Below are 18789 nucleotides of genomic sequence, written 5' to 3'. Positions count from 1 at the left end.
ACGGTCTTCTCAAATCCCAGGGGGTTGCCGACATCTCCCACTTTGGCTTGTGACAGTTACTCTATCAGTTTGATATTACTCCCAGTAATTTTCCCAATCATCCTTAAAAAATTCCTGTAATCTCTGCATATACGCATCAGTCTTAATCTTCACCATCCACAGATTATTAGAGTTGCTGCCTCCCTTGCACACAACACCTTCATCCACACCGTATTTCCCCTCGCGAATATCATCCATAAACTTGCCAGTTAATTTGCCGCGATAAATCACTCGCGCAATATTTAATTTACCAAAATCCTGAATAAACCGATCGGGAATAACCATACCGCGATCGGTTTCCACATCAAAAAGCACCAATTGTTTGCGATCGTCATTTTGGTGCATTCCCGCAAACGAGTTAGCACCAAAAAACTCTGTAAACACAGTAATTTCAGCACACTGATACTGTTCGTTCTCTCGAAATATAGACTCTAACGGACTAGCAAAATCTCTCTTAAATATTTCCGGTGCTGTTTCTAAACCTGGATGTGCAGCATTAAATTCTGCAATTCCCGTCTCATCCAAATCAAATCTACTGCGGCGCATACCAAAAGCATACCAACCGAGTTCAAATTCCCAAACCCAATGGAAATTAGTGCCATCGTACTTCTCAAAAGCTATACATTGTTTGTTAGGGCAATTTTTACTATCTGGAATTTTGGGATAGGCAAGTTGAACTCGTGTCATATAGAGGAAGGAAGTTCGGCAACGAGCAATGTACGGGATGTAACGGATGTCAGTCCGAGGGAAGTCGGAAGAAGGAAGAAGGAAAGGGTTTCTAACAGTTTCCCCCCTTCCCCTTCTTCCCTAAAAATCCCTCAATTGAGCAGTTTGAACCGCAATATCTTTCGTCTGGGCACCGCGGCGCACCTTCAGCTTGAGAATTTGACCGATTTGGCTGTTTTCCACCAAATTTTGCAACTGTGCCGGCTGTGTCACTTTCTCGCCGTCAATTTGAACGATGACATCTCCCTTGCGAATCCCTGCTTCTTCAGCAGGCGTATTGGGCACAACTCGCATCACTAACACCCCTTTGACTTCCGGGACAATCGCAGGAGCATTGGGGTCAGCATTATTCTCTCTGGCCATTTCAGGAGTCAAAGCAATCATCTGAATCCCCAAAAACGGGTGGCTGACTTGTTCTCCCTTGGCTAACTGCGCGTAGATGGCCTTGGCTTTGTCGATCGGAATCGCAAAGCCAATACCCATTGCATCAGCTCGAATCGCCGTGTTGATGCCAATCACTTCTCCCCTGCTGTTTAACAGCGGGCCGCCGGAATTGCCGGGATTGATGGCCGCATCCGTTTGAATGAAATCGAGCCGCTTGTCCGGGATGCCGACGGCTGCACTGGAGCGTTTGAGAGTGCTGATAATGCCCAAGGTGACGGTGTTGTCAAATCCGAGGGGGTTGCCCACGGCGATCGCCCAATCTCCCACTTTCACCGCATCGGAATCTCCCAAGGTTGCCACGGGCAAGTTAACTTCCTTAGTATTAATTTTGACCACAGCCAAATCCGTTACTTCGTCAGTACCTTGCACTTGTCCTGGAAATGTCCGCCCGTCGTTGAGAGTGACAGTCACTCGATCGGCTTTGTCAACTACGTGAGCGTTGGTTAAAACAATCCCGCTTTTGTCGATGATGAAGCCCGAACCTTGACCGCGCAAGCGTTCTTGTCTGGGGGTCATGCTTCGCAAATCTTCTCCCAAAAATCTGCGGAAGAAGGGGTCTTCCATTAACGGGTCGAGGTTGCGGCTGACAGTGCGCTCGGTATCAATGCGAACAACTGCTGGCCCGACTCGATCGACTGCCGCCGTCACAAAACTGTTGGTATTTGTCGCCGCCGGGATTTCCGGGCTCTGCAGCGCTAGCATTTGCGGATTTGGCAGAGTCGCTGGGGAACTCAAATCTGCTTGCTGCAGGGCTGTTCTTGCCATTTGCCGCGAGTTTGGCGGATTTTTGTCAATTGCTAAAGCCAGTGCAGGATTGATGGCTAGAACGCTCAGGGCGATCGTCATTCCTAAAATTAGGGCGAAGTGGCGATCGCCTGTGCGGGGTGCGCGGTCAAAAAACTTAAATAGTCGCATAGCGTCAATCTTTGTTACTCTGAGTTATTCTGGTCAAGGTGTGCGAAGGTGTGCGATCGCGCCCGCTTAATTATTTGCGGCTCTCTAGATCCTAAATATATTTTGACAGTTACAATACATGAGTCAGCAGCTTTGACGAATTCAACATATTCTCAATTCTAACTTGAAAAATTTCCCTACTAACATCAGTTTCACAAAATAATGCAACACTAGACACGGGAGCCAACCCTTACCGAATAACTCATTCCCCAATCTAAAATCTAAAATCTAAAATCTAAAATGGCATAACCCCAATGATTGTATCTGATACTTCTACTGACAAATCCTTGCCCTCAAATTCCCACCACCATCACAATGAATCGGCCCACCCTCACCATCACGATGAAGAATCGATGCGGCGGTTGGTAAATCGCTTATCTCGGATTGAAGGACACGTCCGCGGCATCAAAACAATGGTGCAAGAAAACCGTCCCTGTCCCGAAGTTCTCGTGCAAGTTGCAGCAGTTAGAGGAGCCCTCGATCGCGTAGCGAGAATCATTCTTGACGAACATTTAACCGAGTGCATCGCCCGAGCCGCTAAAGAAGGCAATATTGATACCGAAATAGAAGAATTGAAAGCGGCTTTGGATCGGTTTCTGCCTTAATTGCTGCCGATTTTTACCTCCATATAACAAAACCTGCAAATTAGACAAAACTTGCAAGCTATAAATTATGGCACATTTTTTAAGCATCTTTCACAAACTCTGAGAGCGAGTTTGCTTCACAAAACTGATGCCAAAGAAACCCGGTTTTTGCGAAACATCTTGGTTTGCTAGCGCAGTATCTAGGAAGAAACCGGGTTTCTGACCCGCGCCATTCTTAGTTCAAAAACAATTAGTTGAGTTTTTCTTGAAGAAGCCAATCCTCAAAAGCTTCAAAACTTGCAAACTTTTGGACGGTGATTAACTTGCCGCGCGAGTATCAACTATAGCGGTTCTCAAAAAAGTGAGGATAACCCTATGCCCTATGCCCTATGCCCTATGCCCTATGCCCTATGCCCTATGCCCTATGCCCTATGCCCTATGCCGGATAGTACCTCATCTTTCTGAGACTCGGCTATATCAACTGTCTAGACTTTCGTCAGCTTGGCTTTTAGCTGATATCTGACTGTTGCGTAAACGGCTTTATAGGAAGCTTCAATACTGTATTCCTGCTGCAACCACTCTTGAATTTCTCCATAGCTTTTAAAGCCTTTCTGGGGGTCGCTGAGGCGCATTGCCAAACTAGCGCGGGCTAGAGGAGGAATCGCAGGCTTGCGGCCGCCGCTGTGCTTTGTTTCTAGGAGTCCTTCAAGTCCGTCAGAGCGGTATTTTCTCAGCCACCGCTGCACAGTAATTCGGTTGACGCCGATTGTCATTGCTAATTCTTTAACTGTCTTAATTTGACAAATTTTAAACAGGTAAAGTGCTTGAATTTTTTGAAAGCCACTTGCCGTTTTTTGTTCGTTTAGCAAGCTTTTCAATTCTTCACTTGTCTCTGTGATGCTAAGTTTACATACTCCAGCCATACCAATCACCTCACGATTTGCGTTATACAATAGGTTTGTTTGACAAGGGATAAAAATCTGCCCCATCCCAATCGATCGCCTGTTGTTTGCTAATCAAGCAATACACAAGCGCTCTCAATCAAATTTTTTCAGTCATCGGCTTACTCAGACGATAGTAAGCTGGTTCTTGGTTTAGCCCGGGGCTGCAACCAGATTTTTTGAGAAATTACCTGCTTTTTGGGTAAATTTTGTCTTCGACGATCGCACCAGCGTCATTGCTAATACCGATCTCGGTTAACCGTTTGACTGCTACATTCGCTGCAATAAGTAGAAAGGCGTAAATATTTGTAGTTGGGATGAGGCAGGAGTCAGGAGACAGAATGCAGGAGGGATTGGGGTTTTAGCCTCATTTATCTTTCTTAACACAGTTGTGTTTTTCCCCACCGACTTACTTAGTTAAATTTTATGCGATACCATTTCTGCTATTTTTACTCAACATTTATCATCGTTTTTCTGGTGTGTTTCGGTATTTTTTGTGCCGATATTGGCAACTTTTAATCATTACGTGCTAGCAAACAGGTTAAATCTGTACGCCAGCGATCGAAATTTTACACATACATTTCCCTGTACCCATAAGTGCATTTCTGGCTCTCGCTGTGCCAGAAATCCTGCGACATCAGCACTTTCATCAATCTGAACAGGTTGCGTCGAGTGACGCTAGAACCGACCTTCGTGCCACAGGCCTGTCTCTGTGAAACTACTCGATCGATCGCCTGTTGAGTAAAACACGCAGGCGGTGGGATTGTCAATTTCCCAGCCGTACAGTACCATTATCGGCTATTTTTTGGGCTTTGTCGCGATCGAAACGGTTGTTTCTATGTGATACTACTAACATCAATTAGCGATCGCGGTCACACCACTCCTCAGTAAACTCAACTATACGCAAGAACTTATGGCCTCGATCGCCCTTTCGAGTTAAAATTCCTTTGATTTACTCAAAAAGTGCGATCGAGGCTGTTAAAAAAATTAATCTTAATTTTTTGTTAATTAAGGGACAAAGAGAATCCTGTTTTGCGCTTCTACTTCCCAAACAGTCTCAGAGTTCTCGGCCTGGGTGTGAACCTGTCAGCATCTAAAATCTAAAATGGCAGAACATCCGGTACAACCAACCAACTGACAGTATTCTGCATTTAAAAGGTGTAGAGAAGCCAAAATGAAAGTTGACGAACTGCTCAAGCTATACGCAATAGGAGAAAGAAATTTTAGTGGGGTCTACCTGCACGAAGTATATCTCTACGAAGCAGAATTGATTGGAGCCAATCTGTATGAAGCAGACTTGATTGGCTCCAATCTCAGCAAAGGCAAACTCAGCAGAGTCAACTTTGGCAAAGCCAATTTGTCCAAAATCAATTTGAGCAGAGCCGACTTAGCTGGAGCGGACTTCACAGAAGCACTTTTACTGGAAGCTAACCTGTACAGAGCAGAGTTGATGGGAGCAAATTTGAGCAAAGCAGACTTGAGCGGTGCTTCACTGATCCAAGCAACTTTAATTGGAGCCAACATATCTCGGGCAATACTCTGCCGCACAGACTTGCACGGAGTAAATCTTTACGGAGTAAACTTGCGGAGGGCGGTGCTGACAGAATCCGATTTAATTGGCGCAAACCTGAGCAAAGTAGACCTCAGCGGAGCCGACTTAATGGGAGCGAGCTTAATTAGGGCAGACTTGACAGAAGCGATTTTAAGTGCCTCTGATTTAAGCGGGGCAAACCTCCTAGGAGCAAACCTTACAAAAGTTAACCTGAACGGAGTATATCTGAAGGGTACGACGATGCCCGACGGCACGATCCACGACTAATTTATGTTTTAAATTTTATGGTTGGTGAGAACCGCTGCTCAAGGGTAACAAGCTTTTTGTTACCCTTATTTATTGGTGGCGAAATGTTTATTTGAGACTCTGTTGAGGACGTGAATTTCAATGTATCGGCCTGGACGCATTCAGGTCAAAGAAACCGGGTTTTTACCTGATCTGTGGACTACAACGCGCGTATTTTCCTAAAAAAACCAGTTTCCGATCGCCCGTGGGTAAGCCCTATCTATGATGTCTAGAATCAGGTAATATTTAGCAATATCTGTTATCTTGGCTTTCACTTGCTTTGATAAAAGCTATTTTAGATTTAATATTTGGGATTTTGGATGGTTAATATGAAACTTAGAATCCTTGCTGCTGCAACGCTGTTGAGCACGATCGCCCCTCTAGCTCCTGCAATGGCCGAGAACATCCAACACACGCAACAATTACTAGCCACGAAACAGTGCCCCAACTGCGACCTGAGCAGTGCCGGTCTGGTTTTAGCCAACTTAACAGGAGCGAATCTCAAAGGAGCTGACTTGAGATTGGCGAACCTCAGCCGAGCCAACCTCACCGGAGCCGACCTCAGCGGAGCCAATCTCAGCGGCACAAGTTTGTTTGGTGTCAACCTCACCGGAGCCAACCTCAGCGGAGCCAACCTCAGCGGAGCTGACTTGAGAAGCGCCTATCTCAGCAATGCCAATTTAACTGACACCAATTTAACTAACGCCCAATTGCTGGGAGTTAGGGGAATGCCAACTAATATCGGCAGCGCGGAAGATTTCTATCGCTTGGGAGTAATGGAAGCTCAAGCGGGAAACTACAGAAACGCCATTGATTATTACAATCAAGCCCTGAATATGAAATCGGATCTAGCCGCCGTTTATTTCGCGCGCAGTATGTCTCGGGCTGATTTGGGAGATTTCGCCGGGGCGACTCAAGATGCCGATCGAGCTAAGCAACTCTTTACCGATCAAGGAAATCCCCAAGGTCAGGAATTGTCAAAGCAGTTAGCCGAAGCCATTGTGGCGCGCCAAAAACCAACCGAGCCGCGCACTGGGGGTAACGGCAACTTGGTGAGTCTTCTCGGCTCCCTCGGTTCGGTTCTGGTGAAGATACTCTTGCCTTAAGCAGAGCTTGCTAATTCACCGGAATCTCGATCCAGAACTCTGTACCCCGACCTGGCACAGAAATACACTTGAGTGCTCCTTGGTGTTTCTCAACTACAATTTGATAACTGATAGAAAGTCCTAAACCCGTCCCCCGACCGACGGGTTTAGTTGTAAAAAAGGGATTAAATATGTGAGAAATTAACTCTTTGGGAATGCCGTGACCGTTGTCTGCAATGCAAATTCCTACTGTTGTTTCATCGATCAATTCGGTACGAATCCGAATGGAAGGGTAGGAAAAATCAGGAATCAAAGACTCGCTGCTGCCCTTTATATCTGCAGGTTCTATCTCCTGTTGCTGGGAGCTAAAATATGTCGCTGCTGCGCTGCCAGAGAGTCCGGGAACCTTGATAATTTGCTCTTTTTGTCCCATTTCTAGCGCGTCAATGGCATTGCCGAGCAAATTCATAAACACCTGATTTAGCGAGCTAGCATAGCATTCTACTAAGGGCAAATTGCCGTATTCTTTGATGATTTCTACGCTGGGGCGATCTGACTGGGATTTGCATCTGTGTTGCAAAATCAACATGGTACTGTCGATGCCTTCGTGAATATCAACAGGTTTCTTTTGAGCTTGATCGAGTCTAGAAAAATTCCGCAAAGATACAACTAACTGGCGGATGCGCTCAGATCCGACTGTCATGGAAGTCAAAATTTTGGGTAAATCTTCGACCAGAAATTCAACGTCGATGGCTTCGGAGCACTCGCTAATTTCTGGGTGGGGATTGGGATAGTGCTGGCGGTAGAGTTCCACCAAGCAGAGCAAATCTTTGCTGTATTCGCTGGCGTGGGAAAGATTACCGTAGATAAAGTTAACCGGGTTGTTGATTTCGTGGGCGACTCCCGCCACCAGTTGTCCGAGACTGGACATTTTTTCGGTTTGAATCAGTTGGGCTTGGGTATTGTTGAGTTCTGTGAGGGTTTTAGCTAGCTGTTCGGCTTTTGCTCGATCGGCAGTTGCGGCATTGAGACTTTCTTGATAAAGTTCTGCTTGGTGAATGGCGATCGCAGCTTGAGAGGCCAAATGTTGCAGCAACTCTTGTTCTGCTGTTTGCCAAACCCTCGGCGCTGAACACTCGTGGGCTATCAGCAACCCCCAACATTCGGTATCTGTGCCCATCATCGGCACAATTAAACTTCCCCTCACCTGCAATTTTTCCAAAAATTCGCGGTGACAGGGCGTTAAATCCTCAGTCTCAATATCGTTAATTGCTCGCACTCGTCCAGCTCGGTAAAAGCAATCTGAGCCTTCGGGGAAGCATTCTTGTGGAGATTTGAGACCTAAAATTGACTCCCACTCGCCACGCACAGCTTCGACAACTACCTCGCCCTGTTTGGCGGCGGTAAATTGATAGATTACGGTGCGATCCGTATCGAGCAAAACTCTCACTTCCCGCACAATAGTTTGCAGGATAGTTTTTAAATCTAAGGTGCTGCGAATTTGGTCTCTAACTCTGGTCAATACTCGAGCAAAGTCCAAGGATTTTTGCAATTGGGCAGTGCGTTCTTGAACTTGGCGCTCCAAGTTGGCATTCAGGGCCTGCACTTCTTTATAAAGTAGGTACTGCCCAATTGCCGCACAAAATTGGCTGCCGATCGCTAAAGCTTGCTCGATATCTTCCCGTTTCCACTCCGGCGACTGACCTTTTTTGATTTCTCGCCAGACTTCAAAGGATTGTCTGGGAAGGGTTTGTGCAGCGCTGCTGTCAAAGCGCCCCGCCCACATTTTTTCGGTATCAATTTCATTGCGAAAAATGGTCAAACAGCCTACTACTTGTTGTTCGTGGTGGAGGGGAATTACCAGCAAACCCCGAATTTTAGTAGCTTGGAAAGCTGGGAATAAAACTCGAAATTGAGATTCTTTGTAGAGGTCTGTAATTATCCAAGCTGGGAATTGAGAATTAGTAAAAGTTGAGAATTTGGGAATTTTTTCGGTGTTTTTGAATCCTTTGCTCAGCCATTGCTGCCAGAGCGGATGAGCTTCGATCGCCCCTAGTGTTTCTCCGTTGGAAAGTGTGGGTTGCTCGCCGGTGGCGAACAGTTCAAAGCTAGGCTCGCTTTGGGCAGTAATGGCAAATGCTCGATCGCCCTTAACCGATAACTTGTCGCTGTTTTTGACATTCGGGGCGTTGAGATAAATTCTGCCACCGCTGCCACCAAAGGCTGCTACAGTGGCCTCTAAAGCCTGTTGCAGTTGAATATTGGCGTGACCGTACAACATGGTTGCGATGCGGCTCACGGTGGCTTCGCGGGCTGCTTGAGAGCGGATTTGGTGGAGCAGGATCGAGTGGCCGATCGCATTTGACAGTTGATCTGCTACGAGCTGAACTACTTCTAAATCTGTGGGTGAAATATTGCGGGGAACCGAGTGGTGAGCAACTAAGAGTCCCCACAGTTCGATGTGAGTTTGGCGATCGCTTCCCGGCTCGTATCTAGTCACGCACGCGGGGGCTTCGCACATATCTTCTGTTTGGCTGTTTTTCGACACGATCCGGCGGTGCAAAATCGGCACGACGAAGGAAGATTGCACTCCCATTCCCATCAGGTAAGCTGCGTGGCAAGGATCGAGCGATCGGTAGTGCGTTTCTTCATTTAGCAAAGGTTGACCAGTATCGGCGGCATCGAGGGGACTCAGGACGATCGTCCCGGAGTTAACATCTATAATTGTCCGCTGGCGCATCCTCACATACATCTCCCTGGCGTGGGGGGGGATGTCGTCTGCTGGAAAGTGCAAACCCTTCAAGGAAGGGAGACGGTTGTTATTAATTGATTCGGCAACAACTTCTCCGCTGCAGTCGGCACTAAACCTATAAATCATGATGCGATCTGTTTTCAAAAAAGACCGCACTTCTGCTACCGCAGTGGTTAAAATATCTTCTAATTCTAGAGATTGGCGGATGCGTTCTGTGATCCGCCGCACCAAAATTTCTCTGTCTAGTTTATGATTTAATTCTTCTTGTGTGTTTTCTGTCAGTTGCATAAATCTCCTTTGACAATCATCAGAATTACGATAAAAATAAGAAGTTTTGATATGCTGTCATATCGCTCTGACGAGCACTGCACCTGCCTGATTTGTTAATTTAACCGATCTGTAGAATGAATTGGGCGCGCGCGCGCGGCTTAGAGAGGACGCTGGAGCGCTGGGGGACGGAAAATGTGCGATCGCCCCGGTTTAGTCTTTGCCTTCAACAGACCAAGAAGCTTAACCGAATGATAATTATTATTATAATATTCTCATAAATTTCTCGCAATCTTAAAATCTCACTCTCATAATTATTAATCATCAAGGTAACTTGACATTTGTTTGTCTAACTTCATATAATAATCAAAAAAAAAAAGGAATTTGAGTTTCTCTCAGCCTCCCAGACGCTGACCAATTTCGTGTCGCACGCTCATCAAAATTTTACCCAAATGATTTTGGCCGGTTCCATCGCAGCCGCAGCCCCAGTAGTAATCGGTTGGCGAATCCTCCACAATCACTCGCTCCCCCGTACCCAGAAGAATAGCTTGAATGTCTCGATGAGCGAGAAACTTAGTTAAAATTGCTTCGCGCATAATCGGAATTTTCACCGCTTCCCAATCGTCGCGAATCCGGTGATGGGGATCGCGACCTAATTGGGCTGCTTCTTGAGGAGTTGCGACGCCTCGAATCGCCGCCACTAATCTTCTATCGACGCTACCAACAAATTTGTGGGCTTGATAGTAATGTTCCACGGTTAACCAATTTTGACCGCCCAGGAAAATCTCATGCGGTGAAAAATTGGAAAAGCAGCCGTAAGGCTCCTCTACTTTATAAAAATAAATTATCATAATTATTTGAAATTTTCTAGGACAAGGAAGATGCAACAATCGCGGACGCACGCGCCCGGATATTCAAGCGGATTTCGACCTAGTTTGATAGTTGAGAAATCAAGATTTTTCTGATAAAGCAGGTTGCAGAGCTTAAGTCCCACAGAGGCATTAAAAAACTGTCCGAAGTATTGTAATAAGCTGTTGTGCATTTAAATTGTATATTTCGACGATCGATCAAAAATCTTCTCTCCATCTCCCCATCTCCCATTCTCCCCCTCTCCCCCTCTCCCCCTCTCCCCCTCTCCCCCTCAATCACATACACAATTGGGATGCACAACAGCTTACCATGTCCGGTGAATTACCGGATCTAAAAAATAATTATTGGGGAGCAGGCCCGAAAGCCTGCTCGCTTACTGGCTTTTTAGGATAACTGAACTGTGCTAAACAGTCGTGATATCTTTCTCTTTGGCTGCCAGAACTTCTTCTATTTTGGCGACATACTTGTCCGTCAGCTTTTGAATTTTATCTTGCAAGTCCCGCGATTCATCTTTAGAGAGATCGCTGCTTTTTTCTTGCTTGCGAATCGAGTCAACCGCATCGCGACGGATATTCCGAATTGCGACTTTACCTTCTTCGGCAAATTTCGAGGCCATTTTGGCAAATTCTTGCCGTCTTTCGCTTGTCAGCGGTGGAATGTTCAAGCGAATAACTGAACCGTCGTTGTTGGGCACGAGTCCTACATCCGACAGAGAAATTGCTTTTTCTATCGATGTTAGTGCTGTGCGATCGAACGGTTGAATGTTGATCGTAGTTGCATCCGGCGTGCCGATATTGGCAAGGGATTTGATGGGAGTTGGTGCTCCGTAGTAATCTACCATGACTCGATCGAGGAGGGAGGAGTTGGCCCGTCCCGTCCTGATAGTATTAAAAGACCGTTGAGTAGCCTCAACTGCCTTTTGCATATGATCTTCTGCTTCAGCTAACTTCACAAAATCCTCCGACAAGGGTTCCAATAGATTCTCCCATTACGGCTCGATAAATGTTGCCCGATACCGAGAGGTCAAATACCATAATAGGAATATTATTTTCTTTGCACAGGGCGATCGCGGTACTGTCCATCACCCGCAAGTCTTGGTTCAAGACATGGGCGTAGGTGAGGGTTTGATACCTGCGCGCGTTGGGGTTGAGGTGGGGGTCGCAATCGTAGACCCCATCTACCTTAGTAGCTTTAAAAATCACCTGTGCATCAATTTCCGCCGCCCGCAAAGCGGCTGTAGTATCAGTAGTAAAAAAAGGATTGCCAGAACCGGCACCAAAAATTACTACCCGTTTTTTTTCGAGGTGACGAATTGCCCGCCGCCGGATGTAGGGTTCAGCTACCTCTTGCATGGCGATCGCCGATTGCACCCTCGTTGGTACTCCTGCTTGTTCCAAGGCATCCTGCAAAGTGATAGCATTCATCACCGTAGCAATCATGCCCACATAGTCGGCTGTTGCCCGATCCATCCCTGCAGAAGCAGCTTTTACGCCGCGAAAAATGTTGCCGCCGCCGACAACGATCGCGATTTGGATGCCTTCGGACACTACTTTGGCCACTTCCTGGGCGATCGATCCAACGACTACCGGATCGATGCCGTAGCCCAAGCTGCCCATCAGCGCTTCACCGCTGAGCTTCAGCAAAACCCGCTGATAAACCATCCCCATGCCGCCACTATTTTTTCTTTTTGTCTCCACCATAAGATAGCAGCACGGGTGCATTTTGAACATCAATTGCTTGGAACAGGCTGCTGGGAACGGATAAAAACCCGGTTTCTCGGCCTAATCTTCTGTTTGAGCAATCTTAAAGTTAAGGCAGAAACCGGGTTTTTTGGTGAGAAATGCGGACTTAATTTATTCCTTGGGAACGAAATCAAGAGAAGCAGAATTCATGCAGTAACGCTGGCCCGTGGGTTTTGGCCCATCGTTGAATACGTGACCGAGATGAGCGTCACAAACAGCACACAGTACCTCAGTCCGGCGCATGAATAAGCTGTTATCCGACTCATTCTTGACATTTTCTTCGTTAATGGGAGCGTAAAAACTCGGCCAACCAGTACCGGAATCGTATTTTGTTTCTGATTTAAATAGCTCGGTGCCGCAGCAAATACACTTATAAATTCCGGGCTTTTTGTTGTCGTGATATTCGCCACTAAAAGCTCTTTCGGTTCCCTTTTTTCTGGTAACTTTGAACTGTTCTGGGCTGAGTTGCTGTTGCCATTCGGCATCGGTTTTTTTAACTTTGTCTGTCATGGTTTAATGTTGTTAATTGTTGACTGTTGAATGTTAACTGTTAACTGTTGAATGTTAACTGTTAACTGTTAACTGTTGGCTGTTGGCTGTTAACTGTTGACTCATGCCTCCATTAATATTAACCTAATTGGCTCCAAATGAACATACCAGGGAAAAGAATTGTCCTTAATCGCCCGCCACTTTTCCTTGAAAAGTTCAGCTTGCAAGTGATAATCTTGGGAATCATGGGGAGGCGAGTGCAACTTGAGATATAATGTCACTCGGTGGGGAGTTTCTACTGTTGAGGCTACCCAACAAGCAATAGTATTTTCGCGATCGCACCCGCTAACAAAACTGATTTGATGAGCTCGAATTCCGACAGAAACTAGAGATTTGGGAATTGGTTCAACTACAGTCAAAGTGCAGCCCCAGCCGATCGCCTCTAGGACAGTTTCAGCAACCGGTTTAGCAGCAGAGAAATTCTTGCAGCCCGTTAACTGCGCGACGGTGAAGTTGCGCGGGCGATCGAAAATGTTCTGTTTGCTATCAAAGGCGATCGCCCTTCCCTCAGCCAACACCAACAGATTTTTGCACACCCGGTAAACTTCCTCTAAATTGTGACTGACAAACAAAGTAATTCCCCGATAATTAGCCAGAACCTGCATTAACTCCCGTTCCAGTTGACTCCGCAAGTGCGTGTCCAAAGCCGAAAACGGTTCGTCTAACAGCAGTAAATCGGGATTCGGGGCGATCGCCCTCGCCAAAGCCACCCGCTGCTGCTGGCCACCAGAAAGTTCGTGGGGATAGCGGTTTTCGAGTCCCAACATTTGCACCGAAACAAGCTGTTCTTTGACCCGAATTTTTTGCTGGCTTTTAGATAAATGCTGCAAACCAAAAGCAATATTTTGAGCCACATTCAGATGAGGAAACAAAGCATAGTTTTGAAACAAAAAACCAATACGGCGGTCTTTAGAAGGTAAATTAATGCCCTCTGCCGAGTCAAATAAAACCTTTCCATTAACTGCAATTTTACCGCTGCTGGGAGTTTCCAAACCCGCGATACAGCGCAGAGTCATGCTTTTGCCGGAACCCGACGCGCCCAGAATTCCCAGCACTTCCTGACCGATCTCAAAACCGACCTCCAAGGCAAAGCCAGAAAGAGGTTTAAAAATATTTAAAAATAGTCCGCCTTCCAGTTGTTTTTTTGGGGGTTTTATGGTAATATTAGAGGCAAATTTAGCCAGATTAGATTGCCGTTGATAGTTAGGATTTTGCTGAGGTGAAATTCTTGGTAAATAAGTCCAGTAATTAACCAAAGTGAGCGCGCTCAAAGCAAGACTGAGAATAATCAAAACCCAAATAGCAGCTTGACTCATATCCCCAGCTTCCACCGCAAAATAAATTGCCATCGGGATAGTTTGAGTTTGTCCGGGAATATTCCCAGCTAACATCAACGTCGCGCCGAATTCACCCAAAGCGCGGGCAAATGCGAGAATAGTTCCTGCTAGAATTCCCGGCCACGCTAGCGGCAACATAATCCGCCAAAAAACCGTCCCTTCCGAAGCGCCCAAAGTGCGGGCTGCATTGAGAAGATTGGCATCAATTTGCTCAAAAGCCCCCAAAGCAGTTTTGTACATCAGGGGAAATGATACGACTGTGGCAGTAATTACGGCGGCTTGCCAAGTAAAAATTATAGTTAAATCAAATTTTAGAAGAAATTGACCGATCGCGCCATTTCTACCAAACAGCAGTAGCAGCAAAAATCCGACTACCGTGGGCGGCAAAACCAAAGGAGAGATGAAAATGCCTTCAATCAAGGCTTTACCTGGGATGCGAGTTGAAAGCATCCACCGGGCGGCGGCTATTCCGAGAAAGAAGGTAAAGAATGTGGCGATGGCTGATGATTTTAGGGATATCCATAATGGAGATATGTCAAATTCCATATTTTGGATGAATTATCGCAGTTTTGGATAATTTGTGAATGAGATTTTTTTTAACGAACCGCGAAGACGCGAAGGGCGCGAAGGAAGAAAGAGAAGGAAGAGAATCAACTGTAGGGGCGGTGTCCCCGTGCCCGCCCTCCGGGTTTCTAATTAACGAGCTAGACCAAATCCGTATTTCTGAAATACTATTTTAGCGCGATCGCCTGCTAAAAATTCAACAAAGGCTTTTGCGACGGCGGGATTGCGGCTGTTTTTGATAATTGCTAGCGGATAAACAATGGGGGAGTGCAAGTTTTCTGCCGCTGTTAGTCGCACTGTTACTTTGTCGGATGCTTTGGCATCTGTGGTGTAGACTATACCGGCATCAACGTTACCGCTTTCGACAAATGTCAGGACTTGGCGGACGTTATTTCCCAATACTAATTTTGGCTGCAGTTGCGGCCACAATCCGAGCTTAGTTAGCATTTCTTGAGCGTATTGTCCGGCTGGAACGCTTTTCGGTTCGCCGATCGCAATTTTCTTGATTTTCGCCTCTGTCAACTGTTTAAAATCGCTCAAAACAGCGCCATTTTTAGGAACAATCAAAACTAGGCGATTTGTCAGCAGATTGCGGCGCGTCTCGTTAAGGAGCAAATTAGCTTTTTGCAAACCATCCATTTGTTTAGTCCCGGCGCTGAAAAATATATCTACCGGAGCTCCCTGCTGAATTTGCCGCTCTAGAGCGCCGGAAGCACCAAAATTATAAGTAATAATAGTATTGGGATTGCTGCTTTGATATACTGTTTTGATTTCTGTTAAGGCGGGCGAGAGACTGATGGCGGCGGATACAGTTAAAGACGTGCGCTGCTGTGCTGCGGCTGGGGAAACATTCTGAAATAAGTTCCAACTAATCAGCAGTACCAGTGTCGCGACGGCTACTAGAATTAAGTTAAGGATGCGTTTTCTTTTTAGGTTCATCAGAAATAGTTTAGAATCTTTGATTTTGAATTATATCAAAACTGCTACAAAACTATCTTCCTCTTTTTCTTCCTTCGCGCTCTTTGCATCTTCGCGGTTCGTTAAATAATAGTGGTAGGGACACGGCACTGCCGTGTCCCTACGAATTTCACGTGTTATCCCTATTCTCGCCACTTGACAGAACAACCGATCGCCTCTGTAATAGAAGGCTCTACCGGTTCGTCTTTGAGCAATTGGTCGATCGCACTTTGCAAATAAGAAACCTGTACTGCTGCTGCATCGTCGGCATTGTCGTCAATTAAACCTTTATAGCGCAATCTGCCGTCTCGGTCTAACAAAAAAACTTCCGGCGTTTTAGAAGCCCCAAAACTGTGGGCGACATCTTGAGCAACATCTCGGATGTACGGGAAGTTGAGTTGATTGTCGGCTGCAAAAATTTTCATGTTCTCAAAACTGTCGTCGGGATGCTGGTTTGCATCATTGGCATTAATCCCGATTAAGGTAACTTCTCGATCTTGAAAAGCTGCTTGAAGTTCTTTCAGGCGATCGATATACAACTTCACGTAAGGGCAATGATTGCAGATAAATACTACCCCGATCGCCCGAAATTTTTCTAAATAGCGAGCTAAATGGTGAACTTCATCGTCAACTCCCGGCAGTTCAAAATCGGGAGCGTAGCCATTAATTGAAGTACCTGTTGTTTCGATTGGTAAACTCATGTTTTCAGGAGGTTAAGAGCAGTATTTGCGAGCGTGAAAGATGAAATTCTCAGCAATAATCAAATTGGCTGTTTTTGGGTTTTACTTTGATTCTAACCTGGCCAACAGCTTATTTTGATTGATAATTCGCGATTTATTCCTCGTTTTGCTTTAGCCAACCTTGAGCCGCCGCTTGATATCCAATAAGTTTGTAGGTTAATTTGGCGGCGGTAAATTCTGAGACGACAGAATCTACAACAGGTGCTAATTCCATGATGTCACAGCCGATTACTTCGTAGGACTCGAAGACGCGCCGCAAAAATCCGGTTAGCGAATACCAATTTAACCCGCCCGGTTCGGGTGTGCCTACCCCTGGAATTAATGTCGGGTCGATGCCGTCTAGGTCGATCGTCAAAAATACTCGTTTGGTTGTTATGCTGGCAATGGCGCGATCGGCCCAATCCGGTTGAGTAGCAATTTCCCGAGCTCGAATCACGTTTAGCTGTTTGGCTTTGATCAAGTCGGCTTCTTCCTTGCAGATAGCGCGAATCCCGATTTGCAGTGTCGGTAAGCCCATATCTACAACCCGCCGCATCACACAGGCGTGGTTGTGGATCGAGCCTTCGTATTCGTGGCGCAAGTCGCCGTGGGCATCGATTTGCACGACGGTGAAGGGTTCATCCGGGTAGCCTTGGCGGTAGCCTTCCACAATGCCGGCGGTGATGCTGTGCTCGCCTCCAAGGGAGATGACAAATTTCTGTTCCGCAATTAGCTGCTGTACGGTTTGTTGCGTGACTCGCAGCATTTCTGAGGATGAAACCCGTTGGTTGTTGCGGGTGTCGGCGATCGGCTCTTTTGTATAAATTCCGACATCATAGCAAACTTCGGAATCTAATTCTTCGTCGTAGCATTCGAGTTGGTGAGAAGCTTCTAGCAGTTTTGCCGGCCCGTTTTCGCACCCCCGGCGGTAGGTGGTGGTTGCTTCGTAGGGAATTGGCAAGATTACTACTTTGGCTGTGTCGTAGTCGGGTACAATTTCGGAACCGAGAAAGGGTACGACAGCAGTGGAAATGATCGGTGGCATAGGGGAAATTTCAATAAGGCAAAAAATTCAGCATCTTTAATGGTGGCATAGTATCGGCTCTAACTGCAAAGTAGTCATTAGTCATTAGTCATTAGTCATTAGTCATTAGTCATTAGTCATTAGTCATTAGTCATTAGTCATTAGTCATTAGGCAGCAGCTAGCAATGCCCTATGCCCTATGCCCTATGCCCTATGCCCCATGCCCTATGCCCCATGCCCCATGCCCCATGCCCAATCTAAAATCTAAAATCCCATGACACCTTCTACTCCCACTCTGTCAACACTTGCTGCACCTCAAACTTGGCTGTGGAAAGGTTTTCCGATTTGTTACCAGGCTGCGGGAACCGAGGGCCCTGCGGTGGTGTTTGTTCACGGTTTTGGCGCGTCTTCGGGCCACTGGCGCAAGAATTTGCCTGTGTTGGCTGCTGATTGTCGCTGTTACGCGATCGATCTTATCGGTTTTGGCGGTTCTGCTAAGCCCGCGCCCAAGTTTGAGATTGACTATACTTTTGAAACTTGGGGTGAGTTAATTGCTGATTTTTGTCGGGAAGTTGCGGGTGGGCCGGCTTTTTTGGTGGGAAATTCGATCGGCTGTGTAGCAATTATGCAAGCCGCTGTGGATTTTCCCGATATTGCTTCTGGCGTAATTTTACTCAATTGTTCCCTGCGCTTGCTGCACGATCGCAAGCGCGCCGAAATGCCTTGGTATCGCAGTTTTGGAGCGCCAATTGCACAAAAAGTTTTAAATGTCAAGTGGATAAGTCAATTATTTTTCAAACAATTAGCCACGCCAAAAACAGTCAAAAAAGTGCTTTTGCAAGCCTATCACCAGCCGGAAGCTGTCACGGACGAACTTGTAGAAATCTTGTTAAAACCAGCGCGAGATAGCGGCGCTGTGGATGTATTTGTGGCATTTATCAGCTATTCTCAAGGCCCGTTACCGGAGGATTTGTTGCCTCGTTTAAGCTGTCCGGCTTTGATTTTGTGGGGCGCAAATGACCCTTGGGAGCCGATCGCCCTGGGGCGAGAATTGGCGAAGTTTCCGGCTGTTGAAAAGTTTATTCCTTTGGAGGGAGTGGGCCATTGTCCGCAGGATGAAGCGCCGGAATTGGTCAATCCTATTTTACTTGATTGGATTAAAGGGCGATCGGTAATTGCAGCAAATTAGAAATTAGGAGACGGCAGTGCCGTTTCCCTACAATATTATTTTGGGTAGGGAAACGGCACTGCCGTGTCCTCGGTATCATAAGTATTATTGAACCGCGAAGACGCGAAGAACACGAAGGAAGAAGTAGGAAGAAGAAATTAGGAGACGGCAGTGCCGTTTCCCTACAATATTATTTTGGGTAGGGAAACGGCACTGCCGTGTCCTCGGTA

General features: G+C 46.4%; 16 protein-coding genes. 4 read left to right on the top strand and 12 right to left on the bottom strand.

All coding sequences use genetic code 11. The features are described from left to right. Positions 1–75: 75 nt before the first annotated feature. Both QUA97_RS22880 and QUA97_RS22875 read right to left on the bottom strand, forming a co-directional pair. Complete coding sequence (locus QUA97_RS22880; RefSeq protein ID WP_333196280.1) at positions 76–726, bottom strand: RNA ligase family protein; 651 nt, start codon at positions 724–726, stop codon at positions 76–78. A 120-nt stretch (positions 727–846) separates the two neighbouring features. Beyond that, the gene (locus tag QUA97_RS22875; RefSeq protein ID WP_333196277.1) at positions 847–2124 is read right to left on the bottom strand and encodes an HhoA/HhoB/HtrA family serine endopeptidase; all 1278 of its coding nucleotides are present in this window, start codon (positions 2122–2124) and stop codon (positions 847–849) included. A gap of 293 nt (positions 2125–2417) precedes the next feature. Between QUA97_RS22875 and QUA97_RS22870 the strand changes: the two genes are divergently transcribed. Then, positions 2418–2768: a metal-sensing transcriptional repressor gene (locus QUA97_RS22870; protein WP_194010563.1), complete on the top strand. Its 351-nt coding sequence runs from the start codon at positions 2418–2420 to the stop codon at positions 2766–2768. Between the two features lie 464 nt (positions 2769–3232). Here the strand turns inward: QUA97_RS22870 and QUA97_RS22865 are convergent, their stop codons facing one another. Next, entirely contained in the window at positions 3233–3670 is a 438-nt protein-coding gene (locus tag QUA97_RS22865) for a helix-turn-helix domain-containing protein (RefSeq protein ID WP_194066461.1), read from the bottom strand. Between the two features lie 1192 nt (positions 3671–4862). Between QUA97_RS22865 and QUA97_RS22860 the strand changes: the two genes are divergently transcribed. Both QUA97_RS22860 and QUA97_RS22855 read left to right on the top strand, forming a co-directional pair. Further along, the gene (locus QUA97_RS22860; protein WP_194066462.1) at positions 4863–5507 is read left to right on the top strand and encodes a pentapeptide repeat-containing protein; all 645 of its coding nucleotides are present in this window, start codon (positions 4863–4865) and stop codon (positions 5505–5507) included. A gap of 347 nt (positions 5508–5854) precedes the next feature. Further along, complete coding sequence (locus tag QUA97_RS22855; RefSeq protein ID WP_194066463.1) at positions 5855–6631, top strand: pentapeptide repeat-containing protein; 777 nt, start codon at positions 5855–5857, stop codon at positions 6629–6631. Positions 6632–6641: 10 nt separating this feature from the next. Here QUA97_RS22855 and QUA97_RS22850 read toward each other — a convergent pair whose 3' ends face one another. The 9 genes from QUA97_RS22850 to speB all read right to left on the bottom strand — a co-directional run bounded on the left by QUA97_RS22850 (position 6642) and on the right by speB (position 17412). Further along, positions 6642–9650 carry a GAF domain-containing protein gene (locus QUA97_RS22850; protein ID WP_333196274.1) on the bottom strand — a complete coding sequence of 1003 codons (3009 nt, stop codon included), beginning with the start codon at positions 9648–9650 and terminating at the stop codon, positions 6642–6644. Positions 9651–10024: 374 nt separating this feature from the next. After that, positions 10025–10480: an NADAR family protein gene (locus tag QUA97_RS22845; protein ID WP_333117696.1), complete on the bottom strand. Its 456-nt coding sequence runs from the start codon at positions 10478–10480 to the stop codon at positions 10025–10027. Positions 10481–10902: 422 nt separating this feature from the next. Continuing rightward, entirely contained in the window at positions 10903–11451 is a 549-nt protein-coding gene (frr, locus tag QUA97_RS22840; RefSeq protein ID WP_194068474.1) for a ribosome recycling factor, read from the bottom strand. Beyond that, positions 11438–12166, bottom strand: a complete 729-nt coding sequence (gene pyrH / locus QUA97_RS22835; protein WP_228050104.1) for a UMP kinase — start codon at positions 12164–12166, stop codon at positions 11438–11440. The genes frr and pyrH overlap by 14 nt, the downstream gene beginning before the upstream one ends. Positions 12167–12352: 186 nt before the next feature. Continuing rightward, positions 12353–12751: a peptide-methionine (R)-S-oxide reductase MsrB gene (gene msrB / locus QUA97_RS22830; protein WP_194068416.1), complete on the bottom strand. Its 399-nt coding sequence runs from the start codon at positions 12749–12751 to the stop codon at positions 12353–12355. 101 nt (positions 12752–12852) lie between these two features. Continuing rightward, positions 12853–14673 carry a molybdate ABC transporter permease subunit gene (gene modB, locus QUA97_RS22825; RefSeq protein ID WP_333196273.1) on the bottom strand — a complete coding sequence of 607 codons (1821 nt, stop codon included), beginning with the start codon at positions 14671–14673 and terminating at the stop codon, positions 12853–12855. A gap of 150 nt (positions 14674–14823) precedes the next feature. Next, positions 14824–15630: a molybdate ABC transporter substrate-binding protein gene (modA, locus tag QUA97_RS22820; protein ID WP_333196272.1), complete on the bottom strand. Its 807-nt coding sequence runs from the start codon at positions 15628–15630 to the stop codon at positions 14824–14826. A 161-nt stretch (positions 15631–15791) separates the two neighbouring features. Continuing rightward, entirely contained in the window at positions 15792–16349 is a 558-nt protein-coding gene (locus QUA97_RS22815) for a thioredoxin family protein (protein WP_194068421.1), read from the bottom strand. Positions 16350–16482: 133 nt separating this feature from the next. Next, entirely contained in the window at positions 16483–17412 is a 930-nt protein-coding gene (speB, locus tag QUA97_RS22810; protein ID WP_194068423.1) for an agmatinase, read from the bottom strand. A 253-nt stretch (positions 17413–17665) separates the two neighbouring features. On the opposite strand from speB, the gene QUA97_RS22805 reads away from it, so the two are divergent. Then, positions 17666–18580: an alpha/beta fold hydrolase gene (locus tag QUA97_RS22805; RefSeq protein ID WP_333196269.1), complete on the top strand. Its 915-nt coding sequence runs from the start codon at positions 17666–17668 to the stop codon at positions 18578–18580. The last annotated feature ends 209 nt before the right edge of the window (positions 18581–18789 follow it).

The sequence above is a fragment of the Microcoleus sp. CZ3-B2 genome, assembly GCF_036705055.1.
Lineage (GTDB): Bacteria > Cyanobacteriota > Cyanobacteriia > Cyanobacteriales > Microcoleaceae > Microcoleus.
Note: the sequence above shows the minus strand (reverse complement) of the source record. Positions and strands in the feature narration are given on the sequence as shown.